Origin of the sequence: Endozoicomonas sp. SESOKO2, from assembly GCF_024606245.1 — a bacterium.
Taxonomy (GTDB): domain Bacteria; phylum Pseudomonadota; class Gammaproteobacteria; order Pseudomonadales; family Endozoicomonadaceae; genus Endozoicomonas_A.
Genome location: NZ_JAHHPQ010000109.1, coordinates 51,351 through 68,537, shown reverse-complemented (window position 1 = coordinate 68,537; position 17,187 = coordinate 51,351). Strand labels below are relative to the sequence as shown.

Here is a 17,187-nt window from a genome sequence, read left to right as displayed (position 1 = left end):
CTCAAAATACTTCAATTTGCGATACTTTCTTACCGAATACGAGAAATATTTCTGTGTGCCGTATTGAAGAAGACTGGACAAAAAAGCCGCGCTAAAGCCACTTTTTTGTCCAGTCTGGCTTTCATCTCAGGGAACTAATCACTCTTCCAAAACTCTAACATTCAGTGAGTCATGAAACCTGATTGAAAAGGAGTGCGCTCGTGAACATTTTAAACCATGCTATCAAGCTGATAACTGCATTAATCGTAACGATGAGTTTCTGCATCAAAGCTGATATTACAGAACAAGAAAAAAAAGAGCCCTATTTGAGCGCCGGGCTAGTCGACTATGATATTAAGTACCTCATAGAAGTGGGAACCACACCAGAAGAAGTCCTACTTTTTGCTCAAGAAGCCCCAATGGTCAGCCCATATGATATTCACCGTTTTACCCAACGCAACATCACTTCGGATATAGTTGCATCGTTTCATCCCAGGGTAGCGGGTGACGAGATTTTTATAGAAAAGATTCTCAAGGCGGGATTAACACCCCAAACGGCCAATCGCTACGTCGAGGCCGATATTGATTCAGCCACCCGTATTATCGCTTACGCTAAATATGGAATACCTTCTGATCTCGCGGGCAGCTTAAATAAAAACGGCATCTCTGTCTTGACTGACTTTGCGCATACTAACCTTCAGGAAGCGTTCGAACACGGGCTAACGACAGAAGATTTGCCCAGATACAAGGGACTCACCGGATCAGCCTATGATTTAAAAAAACTCTATTTTTCAAAAGTGCCTGCTGATTTTCTTCATGAAGCCGTGAGTAAAAACATAAGACTGGAAGATGCGACTTCTCTCTACTTCCGCGGCATTGACCTGGACACCTACCCATCTCTAATCTCTGACCAACAGACTTGTGCTGCCTACCCCACAACCCACCTTGAGTTTGAGTACTTGGGTAATCTTGTAGACTACCACAGTAAAAAAGAGCCTATTCCACTTCCAAAAGCTCTATTTTTCCGGCTTAACACACTATTTACATACGATACCATGGACTATTTTTCAACGAACGATCAGGAGGAGATTTTCAAGTACGTTGAAGACATAGTCAAACAGACAACAAAAAAACCAACGATTTATAGTTTGCTCTACCTGACAGCACTGATTGTCACACAAAAGCTTCACTACGCAAAAGTAGATGAAGGCGAGCTGAAGCTGACTTTCTCAAAAGAACGTCCGATAGTTGAATTTTGGCGGAGAGGGATTGGCGACTGTGATAAATACACGGTATTGGGGATGGTTGTTTTTAATCAACTGAAACAACTGTTTCCTGACGTACTGGCAAATGTTTACCTGACCGATAAGTTGTTTTCAACATGTAAAAACCATGCTTGGAACACCGTCGTCATTGCCGAAGAAGATCGCCTGATTTTCACATACATTGACATAACAAGGTTCGATAGTGATATCGATAGTCCAAAGGTTGGTTTTTGGGAGTTTCTAATAGTGAAGCAAATGCTAAAGAACCCGTTCAGAAACAAAAACGAAGGACTGGGAGCCATGATCACAGAGCTCTTTGACCATCAATACTTTCTTGGCGAATACGAGAAATATTTCTGTACGCCATAGATGAAGAAGGCTACACAAAAAAAGTGGCGCTAATGCCACTTTTTTATTTTCAATCTGGCAAACTGATCAGGACGACATATCGTCAAAGAACTTCTTAACCCCTTCAAAGAAGGACGTTTTCTTGGGAGACTGGCGATGTTCACCTTCTGCGACAAAGGTTTCCTTCAACTCTTGCATCAGCTCTTTCTGGCGTTCGGTCAGATGCACGGGTGTTTCTACCACCACACGACACATCAGGTCACCGCGACTGCCGCCACGAACTGGCGTGACACCTTTATCGCGGAGACGGAACAACTTGCCAGTCTGGGTTTCTTTTGGAATCTTGAGTTTTACCCGGCCGTCGAGGGTCGGAACTTCCAGCTCGCCACCCAGGGCGGCATCAACAAAGGTAATGGGCACTTCACAGTATAGGTGTTTGCCATCACGCTGGAAGATCGGATGGTCTACCACGCTGACCTGAACATAGAGATCTCCGGCTGGACCACCATTGACGCCTGCTTCACCTTCACCCGCCAGACGAATACGATCACCGGTATCGACACCGGCAGGAATCTTAACAGACAGCGTCTTATATTCCTGAACCCGACCTTCACCATGACACTCACGACAAGGGTCTTTAATCATCTTGCCAGTACCGTGACAGTCAGGACAGGTCTGCTGAACAGAGAAAAAGCCCTGTTGCATACGCACCTGACCCACACCACCACAAGTGCTACAAGTCACAGGAGAAGTCCCTTTTTTGGCACCTGTACCATCACAGGACTTACAACCGACCAGAGAAGGAATCTTGATTTTCTTGGTAGTACCCTTAACCGCCTCTTCCAGACTCAGTTCCAGTTGATAGCGCAGATCGGCACCGCGCTGAACGGAGCTTCGGGAATGACCACCACCGCCAAAGATATCACCAAAAACATCACCGAAGACGTCACCAAAGCCGCCAGCGCCACCAAAGCCACCAGCACCACCCATACCGCCCATGTTAGGATCGACACCGGCATGACCGTACTGGTCGTAGGCGGCACGCTTCTGATCGTCAGAGAGGATTTCAAAAGCCTCGTTGACTTCCTTGAAATTCTCTTCCGCTTCTTTGTCATCGGGGTTACGGTCAGGGTGGAACTTCATAGCCATACGGCGATAGGCCTTCTTGATCTCCTTGTCAGAGGCCCCCTTTTCTACGCCCAGTACTTCGTAAAAATCACGTTTTGCCATTAGTAACACCCTGTGGTCAGGTTCCGTCAGATCACCTGACCGAAATAATCCAAATCGCTTTCATACATCGGGAACGATCCCGATTTATTGAATCAGAGACTGTTTGGAAAATCGGCGAAACCTTTCAGACAGTCTCTTAAACACAACAGCGCGGGAGAAAGCTCCCGCGCCGCCAAATCAACTCATACCGCAGCGCGGAATGGGCTTACTTCTTGTCATCTTTCACTTCTTCGAACTCGGCGTCTACGGCGTCATCCGCAGCGGAAGAAGATTCAGCCTCCTGTGCACCTTCAGCGCCGGGTTGCTGAGCTTCTGCATACATCTTCTGAACCAGACCAGCAGAAGCTTCAGAGAGAGCCTTGGATTTCTCTTCGATGAGATCCTTGTCGTCCCCCTTCAGAGCCTCTTCCAGAGCAGTCAAAGCTTCGTTGATCGCACTCTTCTCTTCTTCCGTTGCCTTATCACCGGCTTCTTCCAGAGTCTTGCGCGTCGCATGTACCAGACCATCACCCGTGTTACGGACAGCCGCCAGTTCTTCGAACTTCTTGTCTTCAGCCGCGTTTGCTTCAGCGTCCTGAACCATTTGATCGATTTCATCGTCAGACAGGCCGGAAGACGCTTTGATCACGATAGACTGCTCTTTACCAGTAGCCTTGTCTTTGGCAGAAACGTTGAGGATACCGTTAGCATCCAGGTCAAAGCTGACCTCAATCTGAGGCATGCCACGTGGAGCCGGTGGAATGTCAGACAGGTCAAAACGCCCCAGTGACTTGTTGGCAGATGCCTGTTTGCGCTCACCCTGGCAGACATGAATGGTTACAGCACTCTGGTTGTCATCAGCAGTAGAGAACACCTGCGACTTCTTGGTCGGAATCGTGGTGTTCTTTTCGATCAGTGCCGTCATAACGCCACCCATGGTTTCGATACCCAGAGTCAGCGGAGTGACGTCCAGCAACAGTACGTCTTTAACGTCGCCAGCCAACACCGCACCCTGGATGGAAGCACCCATAGCAACCGCCTCGTCAGGGTTCACGTCTTTACGAGGCTCCTTGCCGAAGAACTCAGCCACCTTTTCCTGAACCATTGGCATACGGGTCTGACCGCCTACCAGAATGACTTCGTCGATATCAGACAGATCCAGATCAGAATCCTTTACCGCCAGTCGGCATGGCTCCAGAGAGCGCTGAACCAGATCTTCTACCAAGGACTCCAGCTTGGAACGGGTTACTTTAACGTTCAGGTGCTTAGGACCAGTTGCATCGGCAGTGATGTAAGGCAGGTTAACATCCGTCTGCTGAGCAGAAGACAGCTCGATCTTGGCTTTTTCAGCGGCTTCTTTCAGACGCTGCATGGCCAGAGGATCACCTTTGAGGTCGATGCCCTGATCTTTTTTGAACTCTTCAGCCAGGTAGTCGATCATACGCATGTCGAAGTCTTCACCACCCAGGAAAGTGTCACCGTTGGTGGCCAGTACTTCGAACTGGTGCTCGCCGTCGACATCAGCAATCTCGATAATAGAGATATCAAAAGTACCACCACCCAGGTCGTATACGGCAATGGTCTGATCACCTTGCTTCTTGTCCATGCCATAGGCCAGGGCAGCAGCAGTGGGCTCGTTAATGATACGTTTAACGTCCAGACCGGCGATACGACCAGCATCTTTGGTCGCCTGACGCTGTGCATCGTTGAAGTAAGCGGGTACGGTAACCACCGCTTCAGTAACAGATTCGCCCAGATAGTCTTCAGCGGTCTTCTTCATTTTCTTCAGGATTTCAGCAGAAATCTGAGGTGGTGCTTTTTTGTCACCTTTAACTTCAACCCATGCGTCGCCGTTGTCAGCTTCAACAATCTTGTAAGGAACCATCTGAATGTCTTTCTGGACCACATCGTCTTTGAAACGGCGACCGATCAGGCGCTTGATGGCAAACAGGGTATTATCAGGGTTGGTAACGGCCTGACGCTTGGCTGGCTGCCCTACCAGAGTCTCACCATCGTCTGTGAAGGCGATGATGGAAGGCGTGGTACGACCGCCTTCAGCATTTTCTAAAACCTTGGCTTTTTCACCATCCAGAATGGATACACAAGAGTTGGTGGTTCCCAGATCAATACCGATTATTTTACCCATTGTTCAATCTCTCCATTGCCCTGCTTGCAGAGCGAAATTCTTTAGTTCAATTCTGTAATTCAATTCTTCAGCTGAGGGCCGCTTGCCAATAAGTGGTGAGCGGCTGTTTTTGGCCTTTGAAATCAATATGGGATCAATTGATTTGATTTCAAGGCTGTTGAAACATTCTTTTTTTGAATATTCCTCAACAAAATCACCTATTTGGAAACGACGACCATGGCTGGACGAATCAGACGGCCATTCAGCTTGTAACCTTTCTGAAAGACATCAATCACGGTGTTGGCTTCAACATCGGGATTCGGAACCATGGACATAGCCTGATGGAAATTCGGGTCAAAAGGCTGTCCGTTCGGATCTTCCTGCTCCACCCCAAAGCGCCCCAGTGCATCCAGAAACTGCTTCAGTGTTAGCTTCATGCCTTCTATAAGAGCTTCGTGGGCTCCTTCTGCCTGTTCAGCGCTTTCTATTCCTTTTTCCAGGCTATCAACCACTGGAATCAGCGCATCAACAAATTTTTCCAAGGCAAACTTATGAGCCTTTTCAACATCCTGCTCAGCGCGACGCTTGATGTTCTGCATCTCAGCAGCAGCGCGCAGAGTCTGATCTTTCGCTTTGGCCAGCTCTTCGTTCAGCGCTTCCAGCTGACTCTCAAGGCCGTCGGTCAGATCACCTTCACTGTCCAGCTCAACACCACCTTCTTCGTTCAGCAAGTTTTCTTCTGCCTGCTGTTCGGTGGCTTCTTCCATTTCCTGCTCATCAGGTTTGCTGTTTTCTACTGTCATTCCAGAATCTCCGACCGGGAGTCAAATCGTTTGATGAAACGTATATTGGGTCACGAAATCTGGATTCAAGACCTGCAAACAGTTTTTTTAACGCAACCGATCATTTCGCAAAACACTGATCTGCAGAACAAAATCACAACATGCTCTGGTCTCAATCTGGTCGTAATCAGAGTATTTTTTTTAGCTCCAACTTTACGAATGTCTCACATCAGGTTACTGTATATATAAACAGTCACGCTACACTAGCGGGTATTCATCATGCTGACCCAATTGTCCATCAGCAACTTTGCCATCGTTGACCAGCTGGATCTGGACATCCAATCCGGAATGACTGTGATTACCGGCGAGACCGGTGCTGGCAAGTCCATCATGCTGGATGCACTGGGTCTGGCCACGGGTGACAGAACCGACAGTCATTGCGTTCGTCAAGGCACGGACAAAGCTGAAATACAGGCTTCTTTTGATATCAGTCATTGCTCTGCGGCCAAAGCGTGGCTCCGGGAAAAAGATCTGACCAGTGATGATGAGTGCATCCTCCGCAGAGTCATTACCAAAGAAGGACGGTCCCGTGCCTATATCAATGGAACACTCTCTCCCCTTGCCGATCTTCGGGGCATTGGTGAGCGGTTAATTGATATTCACGGCCAGCATGAAAGCCAGTCGTTACTGAAAAAAAACAGCCATCGACTGCTACTGGATGATTATGCCGGTCTACAAAAACTAGCCTCCGAAGTGGCTTGCATTGCTCATCAGTTCAACCAGACGCATCATGAGCTGAATACACTGGCCCATAACCGCAAAGAACAGAATGAAAGAGTTCAACTGCTCAGCTATCAACTTCAGGAACTTGAACAATTGTCACTTCAGGAAGGAGAACTGGAACAGCTTGAGCTAGAACTCAGACAGTTATCCCATGCTGAAAGCACTCTTTCGGTTTGTCATGAGATCAACACTATTTGCTCCGACAATGAGACCGGCAACATTCTCCAGCAACTGTCTGTCTGTCTGCAGCGTCTGGGCGATCTGGACATGGATCACCCAGCCATCAGCAACACATTGGAGATGATGTCCTCTGCCCAGATTCAGGTCGAGGAAGCGGTAGGGGAAATCAATCACTTCATTGATCATTTTGATGCTGATCCGGCCAGAATGCAGGATGTGGATGAACGTCTCAGCGCTATATACGACCTTGCGAGAAAGCACAGGGTTCAGCCCGAAGCGTTATTGGAAAAACAAAACACCCTCAGCTCTGAGCTGGAGAGCATCCAGTTCGGCGATGAACGAGTTGAAGCGTTACAACAAAAACTGATCGAATTGAAATCCGAGTTTCAGAACCAAAGCGAAAAACTATCCGGAAAACGTCAATCTGCAGCCAGACAGCTTGAGAAAAAAGTCACCATGCGTATGGCCTTGCTGGGCTTGCCCCACGGACAGTTCGTCATTGCCCTGACACCGGTAGAGAGCAGCACTCTCTCACCCAATGGTGCTGAAGACATCGAATTCCTGGTAACGACCAACCCGGGTCAGCCACCCAGAGCATTAACCAAAGTAGCTTCTGGTGGTGAACTGTCCAGAATCAGTCTGGCCATTCAAGTGATAACCGCTCAAACCTCTCATATCCCCAGTATGATCTTTGACGAAGTGGATGTCGGCATTGGCGGTGGAACTGCGGAAATCGTCGGAGCCATGCTCAGGGAGCTGGGGGAAAGAAGTCAGGTAATTTGTGTCACCCATCAGCCTCAGGTGGCGTCACAGGGGCATCAGCATTTGCACGTTAGCAAGAAGGTCCGCAATGCCAAAACCTCCACCGAGATTGTCGGCCTGAATGGCGATCGTCGTGTTAAAGAGGTCGCTCGAATGCTGGGTGGAGTCGAAATGACCGAGTCCACGCTCAACCACGCAAAAGAGATGCTTAGCCTGACCCATTCAAGGTCCGCAGCCTGAAATCACCTCTGCAGTTCCTTGATGAGTAATCCCATTCCTTTGGCCAGTTCCCTTATGGCTTTGGGTGCATATTCTATTTCAACCCAACGCTCATCCTTATCGGGGTACAAAATCCAGCAACGCTGCTCAATGCTGGAACAGTCTGATTCCAAAGTATGACCAACGCCGTATACTACCAGGGTATTATTGTTTCTGACCAGTCCCTGCTCCAGTTGCTGATAGCGAGTCACCACCAACTCACCTTCCCGGTTGGCCTTTACAGAATATTTTATGGATGATTTTCTGGCCCCATCTTTGATAGCGTTTGCCTTGAGCAGGCTGTTCAAATAGGACTCCAGCACAAGATCGGCCACGGCCGGATCAAAATTCTGCTGCATCTGCTCAACAAATGATTGAGGTGCTTCGGCTGGTTGCAGTTCCATTACCTTCTGCGCCTGAACCGCAAAAGGAAATAAAAGCAAGCTTGTAAGGGTAAGTATTTTCATTATTATTCGACTGTTCCACTGTCACTTAAGATATTAATATCGAATAGTCAGTGGGAGACTTCAAGCATTTCCTTCAGTAGCTGAGAGCCAGTCAGTGCTGCTGGTCTGGCGTCACCCTCATTACTTCTTCGATGGTTGTTAATCCTGTTGCGACTTTCTGAGCTCCGGAAAGACGAAGACTGTACATACCTTCCTTAATAGATTGGCGACGAAGACTCTCTATATCGGCATTCTCTGCCAGCATATCCTTCAAAGGTTGAGACATAGGCATTAACTCATAAACACCCGCTCGCCCCCTGTAGCCGGTATCCCGACATTCCACACAACCCACAGGTTGAAAGATCTGCGCTGGTGCAGGAACTGACCAGGGGCGAGTGAGGGATTTCCAACCGGATTTGTCGAATTTTACTGACTGTTTGCAGGAAGGACACAAAACTCTGACTAGCCTCTGAGCCATAACACCCAGAACCGTAGCTTTGATGAGATAGTGGGGAACACCAATCTCCAGCAGACGGGTTATTGCGGACGGTGCGTCATTAGTGTGCAGAGTGGAAAGCACCAGATGACCGGTCAGTGCCGCCTGAATCGCCATTTCAGCGGTTTCAAGATCCCGAATCTCCCCCACCATAATAATATCCGGGTCCTGACGTAGAAGTGCACGCAGACCGCTGGCAAACGTCAGATCAATGTTATGCTGGACCTGCATCTGGTTGAAGCTGGATTCCACCATTTCAATAGGATCTTCAATGGTACAGACATTCACCTGATCGGTGGCCAAAGTTTTCAGAGTCGAATAGAGCGTGGTGGTTTTACCTGAGCCGGTAGGGCCTGTGACCAAAACAATCCCATTGGGCTGCGCAGTCATATGAGTCCAGCGACGTTCGTCTTCTCTGGAAAAGCCCAGTTCTCGAAATCCTTTGACCAGAACATCCGGATCAAAGATCCGCATCACCAGTTTTTCCCCGAACGCAGTCGGCAAGGTTGAAAGCCGCAGTTCGACTTCATTGCCATCCGGGTTGCGGGTTTTGAGCCGACCATCCTGAGGCTTTCTTTTCTCTGCCACATTCATTCGACCGAGAATCTTCAGACGACTGGTCACGGCAGTAGCCACCTTGGCCGGCATCTGATAGATAAGGTGCAACACCCCATCAATTCGAAAACGCAGATGAGTCTGCTCTCGCCTGGGTTCAACATGGATATCACTGGCCCGCTGCTCAAAGGCGTACTGGAGCAGCCAATCCACAATATTGACAATGTGCTGGTCATTGGCGTCCGGAGCTTTCATATTGCCCAGCTCAAGCATCTGCTCAAAGCTGTTCAGCTGAGTGGACTGAACGCCATTCTGTTCATTAGCGCCCAGAACAGAACGTGCCAGTCGATAAAACTCCGAGGTGTATCTTCGGATATCAGTCGGACTGGCAACAACTCGCCGGATTTCCTTGCGGTTAGTATGCCTGAGATTATCCTCCCAACCGCTGTGCCAGGGTTGCGCTGAAGCGATAACAATCTCATCAGCCGTGACTTCTACCGCCAGAATTTGGTGTCGTAAAGCATAAGCGTGAGACATGACCGGAGTAATGGCCGTGGCATCGATTTTCAATGGGTCAATATGAAAATATTCCTGACCTGACAGATTCGCCAGCCAGAGCATCAACGTATCGAGATCGAGAGAGCCGCCTTTGCGGGCATCTTTCAGCGCCTGTGAGGCAATGTACTCCAGAGGGTGAAGCTTAAGTTGATCAGCATTGCGATGACGAGCCAATATTTCATCAGCTGCAGGTGGCCTGAGCCGACCCGTCTGAACCAGATCAGAGACCACCGTCTGCAGATCCAGAAGGAGTTCTCTGTTCTTGAGTGAAGCCCTGAATTTATTGGCGTTTGACTTCGGCTCCCGGACACTGGGCACTGTTGTTTCCTTCTTACCTTGAAAAATTTTCCATCTATGTATTCTCCACTAAACCGTCCGCTTATGCCTATAGTAAAATTCAGGCTTAAAGCAATCGTTCAATTAAGTATATCGCCAGAATCCCCCCCGACTGATGCCCTGCATAAACAGCATGCTGGATACGGGGTGACCCTCTCCCCTCTATACTCCCTTTTAATCAATACCATTATCTAAAGAAACTTCGTTGTGGACCTATTAATACTGCATAGCTTTTTGTTCATACTTTCACTGATAGCCGTCGTTCTGGTACTCATTGGTCGTTTCAAGTTTTCGCCATTCATCGTTCTGCTTATTTGCGCCTATGCGGCAGGTTTTTTTTCAGGCATACCGATCTCTGAACTGACTCCCCTGGTATCTCATGATATGGGGAAGACATTTGGCGATGTCGCTCTCCTGATCATTTTTGGTGTATTGCTGGGCAATATTCTGGAGCAATCGGGGGGAGCCTTTCTTTTGGCAGAGAAGCTGATTTTTTCTATCGCCAATCGTTTCCCTGCGTTGGCTATGGGGATTGCCGGATACATTATTTCGATTCCTGTTTACTGTGACTCTGGATTCATCCTGCTCAACAGTATCAGGCAGTCTGTTGCCCGGAGAGTAAAGTGTAACCCGATCTCTCTCAGCGTCGCTCTTGGGGGAGGCCTGTTTGCAACCCATTCTCTGGTCCCTCCCACACCCGGCCCTGCAGCGGCAACCCTGATTTTGGGAATATCTCCCAGTCTGGTGATTCCCTGGGCGCTGGGAGTAGCTCTCTTATCCACTTTTGTAGCCATATTGTGGGGCAACTGGGTCACCCGCTGGCTGAATGAGCCAGCTTCTGATTATGAGGGCCAAATGGTTGGTACTCCCCCTCAATCAGACCTTCCCCATCACAAAAACGTCTGGGCAGCTACTATCCCTATCTTTTTACCTTTGCTACTGATGTCCCTGGCTAACTTTCAAGCAGGCAATAAAGAGCAGAGCTGGGCTACTTTCCTTTCACAACCTGCCAATGCGCTGTTTCTGGGTTTGCTGGCCAGCCTGCCATTGATTCGCCAATGCAAGAACGGGTTCACTGAGATTTTCAGTGAGAGTATTCACTCATGCGCAATGATTATTTTGATCATTACAGCCGGTGGCGCACTTGCGGGAATACTGGCTCAGACTGGACACATTGCCAGAATTGCTGAAGGGCTGCCAGAGAGTCTTGGGCTGATTTTGCCATTTCTCATAGCAGCACTGTTCAAAACCGCGCAGGGCTCTTCCACTGTAGCTTTAATCAGTGCCGCGTCGATGCTTGATCCCTTACTGCCTGGCTTGGGCCTGGACTCCGACAATGGTCGACTGTTGGCCTTTTTGTCGGCAGGATGCGGCTCCATGCTGGTTACCCATGCCAATGACAGTTATTTCTGGGTAGTGACCCAGTTTTCCGGAATCAGTCCGGCCACGGGGTTTAAGTCGTTCACCCTGGCCACGCTGCTTCAGGCTCTGTCAGGGCTGGCAACCGTTCTGGTACTGGCCAGCTTCATAAGTATCTGAGCGAAGAGACCTCAGCTTCGCTGAAGCAATTCAAACCCTCTCTCTGCTTTGCTCTTGTCTGCCGGCTTCAAATCAATGGCTTTTGCCAGTTGATCAGCAATCGTTTGAAGCGCATTTTCATCACCTGTCACCAGCTCCAGCTCCAACTCACAGATGACACTGCTTTCATCACCTGAGCAAATATGACCGTAATCCAAAGCAACCTCAACTCTGGCTGTCGGCTCAGACCACTCTACCCGCCAGCAGGTTCGCTCAAAATCGGTTGAGAAGAGCGGTATCAGGTCCTTTGAAGTCAAGGCTCCCAATGCTTCTGGCCAAACCTTTTGTAAACCCGCAATATCCAGTTCCGGGCGTTCTATTGACCACTCCCACTCTCCCCGGCGAGTCAGCCCGTTAATACTCTCGCCTCTGGTTTTCAGCGTCTGAAAAAATTGACCATTTTTCTCTCTGATACGCAAAGCAACCCGTGCCTGATTTAGTGTCAGAGAAGCCGTATCAAAGTAGGTATTGCCCAAATGAAACGTTTCAGGTGCCGAGCTGGTGAACTTTTTCCAGAAAGGTAGTGTCTTAAGGACAGGTATCTGCTCCTGTGGCAGCGACAACTTTAACTCTGTTTCAGTACTCATGGGTTAGCTGACCGACGACTTGAAAAGGTTCATTTTAACTCTAAGCAGAAAAGTTTGTTATGAGAAACGAGCGCGTGAATGGTCGAAATACTTGAGATGCAATAGGCATTACAGTATACAAATTTTAGTCAGCTCCTATAATTTTTGATCAGCTATCCTGTTCCAGTGGACAGGATAGGAAGCGAGTTCTGTAAGTCGTTCGCCATAGACGACGGGCAATATGCCCATCATAAATTCAACCCAAAAGGTCTGCGACTATGCCAACCAGCAACCTACTATCAAGTGTATTTGGCCGCTCTCCTATTGGCCCGATACAAAAACATATAGCCAAAGCGCACGAATGCGCCATACAGCTGGAACCGTTTTTCAAAGCAGCATTTGAAGGCGACTGGCAGGAAGTTGAAAGTATTCAGCAAACCATCGTAGAACTGGAGCACGAGGCTGATGTCATCAAAAAGAATGTTCGCCTCTCCCTGCCCAAAAGCCTGTTTCTGCCAGTGCCCAGAAATGATCTTCTGGAGATCGTGACAGTGCAGGATAAAGTAGCGAACAGGACCAAGGATATTGCAGGCATTGTGCTGGGCAGACAAATGATGATACCCCAGGAAATGAGAGAGGCTTTTCTTGACTACCTGAAGCGCTCCATCGCCACTTCTGCTCAGGCAGTCAGAGCCATGGATGAACTTGATGAGCTGCTTGAGACCGGCTTCAGGGGAAGGGAAGTCAGTCTGGTCGAAGAACTCATTGAAGAGCTGGACCAAATAGAAAGCGATACCGACAAACATCAGATTGAAGTCAGAAAAATTCTATTCAAACTGGAAAAAGACCTCCCACCTGTGGATGTCATTTTCCTCTACAAAATTATTGACTGGGTCGGTGACCTGGCAGATCGAGCATCAAGAGTTGGCAGTTATCTTCAATTGCTGCTTGCCCGTTAACTCTATTGACTGGAATAACATCCATGAGCATTATCGCTGAGTATGGAACGATACTGCTGGTTCTGGCCTGTCTGTTTGGTTTCTTCATGGCATGGGGCGTGGGGGCTAACGATGTCGCCAATGCCATGGGAACCTCGGTCGGTTCCCAGGCTCTGACCATCAGGCAGGCCATTATCATTGCCATCTGCCTCGAGTTTCTGGGCGCCTATCTGGCCGGAGGATCGGTTACTGATACCATCAGAAAAGGGATCATTGATCCCGACATGCCAGCACTACTGGAGAATCCACAGCTGCTGGTTTACGGCATGATGGCAGCCCTGCTGGCTGCGGGAACCTGGCTACTGGTTGCCACCCATTACGGCTGGCCGGTATCGACTACACACTCCATTGTTGGTGCCATCGTCGGCTTTGCGGCTGTCAGCATCTCGGTAGATGCCGTGAACTGGGGAAAAGTCAGCTCAATCGTTGCCAGCTGGGTTGTCTCCCCGATCATGTCTGGCTTTATTTCCTTCATGATTTTCATGAGCGTCCAGAAACTCATACTGGATACAGACAACCCTTTCCGAAATGCCAAACGTTATGTACCAATCTATATGTTTCTGGTTGGTTTTATGATGGCCATGGTGACCCTGACTAAAGGGCTCAAGCATATTGGTCTGCCTCTGGATTATCAGGAAAGCAGCCTGCTCTCGCTATTGATTGGTCTGCTGGTCATGCTGGCCGGAAAAATGGCACTTTCCAAAATCAAGGAAGATGCACAAGCCGACAAAGCTTTCCACTTTTCCAGTGTCGAGAGAGTCTTCGGCGTAATGATGATATTCACCGCCTGCTCCATGGCTTTTGCCCACGGCTCCAACGATGTCGCTAATGCGGTAGGCCCTCTGGCTGCTGTGGCCAGTATTGTTATTAGTGGCGGTGAAATCACCGGTAAAGCGGCCATGCCAAGCTGGGCACTGCTTCTGGGGGCTGGAGGTATTGTGGTGGGTCTGGCCACCTATGGATATAGAGTCATGGCGACCATAGGTACAGCAATCACTGAGCTAACCCCCAGCAGAGGTTTTGCAGCAGAACTGGCAGCAGCAACCACCGTGGTGCTGGCTTCAGGCACTGGACTACCCATTTCCACCACTCATACTCTGGTGGGTGCCGTGTTAGGTGTTGGTCTTGCCAGAGGAATTGGTGCTCTTAACTTGAGAGTGATTGGCACTATTTTTATGTCCTGGTTAATCACGCTGCCCGCCGGGGCCTTCCTTGCTATTGTCTTCTTCCATATCTTGAAATTTATTTTTGGTTAACGAGAGGGCTCTTCTGCGAGCCCTTTGCAGTATTTGAGCCCGAGGCCTAATCTCACGTACCTATCCATAAGAAGGGCTGTTATCATGCTGAAAAGGCTGTTGATTTCAGTATCAGGAGTCTGACAGTCAGATGATCTGGCATATTTGTTTTTTTCTGTCCAATTTTCCAACATTTAGAATCAAGGGCCCGATGATGACTGGAATCCAGCAACCTGATCTGAAAGCAGTCCTGTCGCGGTTGATAAAGATTCCCTCTGTCAGTTCCACACAGCCTGAGCTGGATATGAGCAATATGCCAGTGATTCATGAACTGGCTGGCTGGCTCGAAAACATGGGGTTTTGCTGTGAGATCATGCCCATTCCGGAAACACCGCTGAAAGCCAATCTGATTGCCACCCTGGGTTCAGGTCCGGGTGGGCTGGTGTTGGCCGGGCACACCGATACCGTGCCATACGATGAAAATCTCTGGCAGTTCGATCCTTTCTCACTCAACGAATCCGATAACCGGTTTTATGGTCTGGGGATCTGCGACATGAAGGGATTCTTTGGTCTCGTCATGGAGGCAGTGAAAGACTATCTTAAAGCCCCCCTTAAGGCTCCCTTGATTATTCTGGCAACAGCGGACGAAGAATCCTCAATGAACGGTGCCAGAGCCCTCTCAGCTGCTGGCAAACCCAAGGGCCGTTACGCTGTAGTGGGTGAACCTACAGGCATGCAGCCTGTTTACATGCATAAAGGTATCATGATGGAACGCATCCGGATTCTCGGGCAGTCCGGTCATTCCAGCAACCCGGCACTTGGCAGGAATGCTATGGAAACAGCTCATAAAGTGATTACTGAAATCATGACGTTCCGGGAAGAACTGGCCCATAAATACAATAATCCCGGATTTGCTGTGCCTACGCCTACCATCAATCTTGGTTGCATTCATGGTGGCGACAATCCTAACAGGATCTGTGGCCACTGCGATCTGGATTTCGACGTGCGTCTCTTGCCCGGCATGGACAGCCGGGAGCTGCGAGAGACTCTGAAACAGCGTCTTCTCCCCATCGCCAGAGCCGACAATGTAAAATTTTCTCTGGCGGCTATTCACGACAGTATTGATCCATTTGAGGGCGCTGTTGACTCTCCCCTGATCAAAGCCTGCGAAAGTTTAACAGGCTATTCAGCAAAATCCGTTGCTTTCACTACGGAAGCGCCCTTCTTCAGCCGGATGGGAATGGATACAGTGGTGCTGGGGCCGGGTGATATTGATCAGGCCCACCAACCTGATGAGTACCTTTCCATGGACAGAATTCATCCAACCATTGAGCTACTGAGATCTCTGATACGACGATTCTGCCTCTGATTAACGCCAGGATGAAGATAAAAACAGTCATGAATTTGAATAAGAGCTACGTAAAATTTTTCCGGCAGAGTTCACCTTACATCCATGCCCACCATGGCAAAACATTTGTCATTACTCTGTGCGGTGAAGCTCTGGCAAGCCCTAATCTGAACAATATCATCAACGATATTGCCTTGCTGAGCAGTCTGGGCATTCGACTGGTTCTTGTCCACGGCGCGCGACCTCAGATAGAGGAACGCCTGAGTGCCAGGAACCTTGAGTCCAAATTTCATAATGAAATACGGGTTACGGATCGTCAGTGTCTTGAATGCGTCATGGATGCTGTGGGTAATCTTCGTGCACGAATTGAATCCAAGCTTTCACTCGGCCTGGTTAACTCTCCTATGCATGGGGCCAGCATTCGGGTTATCAGTGGCAATTTCGTGACTGCAAAACCTCTGGGTGTGATCGATGGACAGAATTTTCTCCACACCGGTGCGATTCGCAAAATAGATAAAGAAGCTATCCAGCAGCAACTAGACAGTGGCTACATAGTGCTTCTCTCCTGCCTCGGTCATTCACCGACAGGCGAGCTGTTCAACATGGCGGTGGAAGAAGTCGCCACCCATACGGCCATCCACCTTGAAGCCGAAAAATTGCTTTTGTACTCACAATTTGATGGCGTCCAGAACCGGCATGGTCAACAGATCAGTCGTCTTTCCCCCCAGGAAGCTGAAAAATTACTCCAGAATCTTGATGGTGAGGACAGGAGACTGCTTTCCTCAGCCATCACTGCCTGTCACGGTGGAGTGGAGCGCGCACAGCTGATCAGCTATGAGCAGGACGGTTCACTGCTACTGGAGCTCTTTACCCGTAACGGCTCTGGCACAATGGTTTCGCGTGACCGTTATGAAGAAATTCGTGCTGCCAGTATTGAGGATGTGGGGGGGATTCTTGAGCTCATCAGGCCTCTGGAACAAAAAGGCATTCTCAGAAGACGTTCCAGAAAAGAGCTGGAACGCGAAATTCGGCTGTTCCGGGTCATTTCTCTGGACGGTATGATTATTGGCTGTGCGGCTATCCATTTGTTTTCGGGAGAAAAAGCTGCAGAGCTGGCCTGTCTGGTGATCCACCCTGACTACCGGGAGAAAAATCGTGGTGACCTTCTCCTGAGTGCTATAGAGGAACAGGCTGCCCAGCAGGGTATGGATACCCTGTTTGTATTGACGACTCAGACCAGCCATTGGTTTGTTGAACGAGGTTTTTCTGAATCCACCCAAAAGTCTCTGCCTGAGGAGAAGCGCAACCAATACAATGAGGAGAGACAATCCAGAATTCTGCTCAAGAAACTCTGAGGCACAAGATAAAGGTTTACGGAAG

13 protein-coding genes are annotated in these 17,187 nt (G+C 49.0%); 7 read left to right on the top strand and 6 right to left on the bottom strand.

The window, feature by feature from the left end; translation table 11 throughout:
* The first annotated feature begins 200 nt into the window (after positions 1–200).
* Positions 201–1,613, top strand: coding sequence for a hypothetical protein (locus tag KDK17_RS03035; protein ID WP_257287311.1), 1,413 nt, complete (start codon positions 201–203; stop codon positions 1,611–1,613).
* Between the two features lie 66 nt (positions 1,614–1,679).
* Here KDK17_RS03035 and dnaJ read toward each other — a convergent pair whose 3' ends face one another.
* The 3 genes from dnaJ to grpE form a co-directional block, all read right to left on the bottom strand.
* Positions 1,680–2,822, bottom strand: a complete 1,143-nt coding sequence (dnaJ, locus tag KDK17_RS03030; RefSeq protein WP_257252985.1) for a molecular chaperone DnaJ — start codon at positions 2,820–2,822, stop codon at positions 1,680–1,682.
* Positions 2,823–3,027: 205 nt separating this feature from the next.
* The gene (gene dnaK, locus KDK17_RS03025) at positions 3,028–4,947 is read right to left on the bottom strand and encodes a molecular chaperone DnaK (protein ID WP_257252986.1); all 1,920 of its coding nucleotides are present in this window, start codon (positions 4,945–4,947) and stop codon (positions 3,028–3,030) included.
* A 197-nt stretch (positions 4,948–5,144) separates the two neighbouring features.
* Positions 5,145–5,729, bottom strand: a complete 585-nt coding sequence (gene grpE, locus KDK17_RS03020; protein WP_257252987.1) for a nucleotide exchange factor GrpE — start codon at positions 5,727–5,729, stop codon at positions 5,145–5,147.
* Between the two features lie 258 nt (positions 5,730–5,987).
* Between grpE and recN the strand changes: the two genes are divergently transcribed.
* On the top strand, positions 5,988–7,673 hold the full coding sequence (gene recN / locus KDK17_RS03015) for a DNA repair protein RecN (RefSeq protein WP_257252989.1): 1,686 nt from the start codon (positions 5,988–5,990) through the stop codon (positions 7,671–7,673).
* A gap of 2 nt (positions 7,674–7,675) precedes the next feature.
* Here recN and KDK17_RS03010 read toward each other — a convergent pair whose 3' ends face one another.
* The gene (locus tag KDK17_RS03010; protein ID WP_257275014.1) at positions 7,676–8,095 is read right to left on the bottom strand and encodes a hypothetical protein; all 420 of its coding nucleotides are present in this window, start codon (positions 8,093–8,095) and stop codon (positions 7,676–7,678) included.
* Between the two features lie 154 nt (positions 8,096–8,249).
* Positions 8,250–9,977 (bottom strand): GspE/PulE family protein, encoded by a 1,728-nt coding sequence (locus KDK17_RS03005; protein WP_257252992.1) that lies wholly within the window; start codon positions 9,975–9,977, stop codon positions 8,250–8,252.
* A 339-nt stretch (positions 9,978–10,316) separates the two neighbouring features.
* On the opposite strand from KDK17_RS03005, the gene KDK17_RS03000 reads away from it, so the two are divergent.
* On the top strand, positions 10,317–11,621 hold the full coding sequence (locus tag KDK17_RS03000; RefSeq protein ID WP_257275013.1) for a GntP family permease: 1,305 nt from the start codon (positions 10,317–10,319) through the stop codon (positions 11,619–11,621).
* An 11-nt stretch (positions 11,622–11,632) separates the two neighbouring features.
* On the opposite strand, the gene KDK17_RS02995 is transcribed toward KDK17_RS03000, so the two are convergent.
* A complete protein-coding gene (locus KDK17_RS02995; protein ID WP_257275012.1) occupies positions 11,633–12,247 on the bottom strand; it encodes an inorganic triphosphatase in 615 nt (204 codons plus the stop codon).
* Between the two features lie 257 nt (positions 12,248–12,504).
* Here KDK17_RS02995 and KDK17_RS02990 point away from each other — a divergent pair, with 257 nt between their 5' ends.
* The 4 genes from KDK17_RS02990 (at position 12,505) to argA (ending at position 17,162) form a co-directional block, all read left to right on the top strand.
* A complete protein-coding gene (locus KDK17_RS02990; RefSeq protein ID WP_257275011.1) occupies positions 12,505–13,185 on the top strand; it encodes a TIGR00153 family protein in 681 nt (226 codons plus the stop codon).
* Positions 13,186–13,208: 23 nt separating this feature from the next.
* A complete protein-coding gene (locus KDK17_RS02985; protein ID WP_257275010.1) occupies positions 13,209–14,480 on the top strand; it encodes an inorganic phosphate transporter in 1,272 nt (423 codons plus the stop codon).
* A gap of 190 nt (positions 14,481–14,670) precedes the next feature.
* Positions 14,671–15,828 (top strand): acetylornithine deacetylase, encoded by a 1,158-nt coding sequence (gene argE / locus KDK17_RS02980; protein WP_306670729.1) that lies wholly within the window; start codon positions 14,671–14,673, stop codon positions 15,826–15,828.
* 29 nt (positions 15,829–15,857) lie between these two features.
* On the top strand, positions 15,858–17,162 hold the full coding sequence (argA, locus tag KDK17_RS02975; RefSeq protein ID WP_257275009.1) for an amino-acid N-acetyltransferase: 1,305 nt from the start codon (positions 15,858–15,860) through the stop codon (positions 17,160–17,162).
* Positions 17,163–17,187: the final 25 nt, after the last annotated feature.

What these genes read in the sequence shown, in the direction of transcription:
- dnaJ (WP_257252985.1), bottom strand. Translation starts at nt 2,822, where the DNA reads ATGGCAAAACGTGATTTTTACGAAGTACTGGGCGTAGAAAAGGGGGCC.
- dnaK (WP_257252986.1), bottom strand. Translation starts at nt 4,947, where the DNA reads ATGGGTAAAATAATCGGTATTGATCTGGGAACCACCAACTCTTGTGTA.
- grpE (WP_257252987.1), bottom strand. Translation starts at nt 5,729, where the DNA reads ATGACAGTAGAAAACAGCAAACCTGATGAGCAGGAAATGGAAGAAGCC.
- recN (WP_257252989.1), top strand. Translation starts at nt 5,988, where the DNA reads ATGCTGACCCAATTGTCCATCAGCAACTTTGCCATCGTTGACCAGCTG.
- KDK17_RS03010 (WP_257275014.1), bottom strand. Translation starts at nt 8,095, where the DNA reads ATGGAACTGCAACCAGCCGAAGCACCTCAATCATTTGTTGAGCAGATG.
- KDK17_RS02995 (WP_257275012.1), bottom strand. Translation starts at nt 12,247, where the DNA reads ATGAGTACTGAAACAGAGTTAAAGTTGTCGCTGCCACAGGAGCAGATA.
- KDK17_RS02990 (WP_257275011.1), top strand. Translation starts at nt 12,505, where the DNA reads ATGCCAACCAGCAACCTACTATCAAGTGTATTTGGCCGCTCTCCTATT.
- KDK17_RS02985 (WP_257275010.1), top strand. Translation starts at nt 13,209, where the DNA reads ATGAGCATTATCGCTGAGTATGGAACGATACTGCTGGTTCTGGCCTGT.
- argE (WP_306670729.1), top strand. Translation starts at nt 14,671, where the DNA reads ATGATGACTGGAATCCAGCAACCTGATCTGAAAGCAGTCCTGTCGCGG.
- argA (WP_257275009.1), top strand. Translation starts at nt 15,858, where the DNA reads ATGAATTTGAATAAGAGCTACGTAAAATTTTTCCGGCAGAGTTCACCT.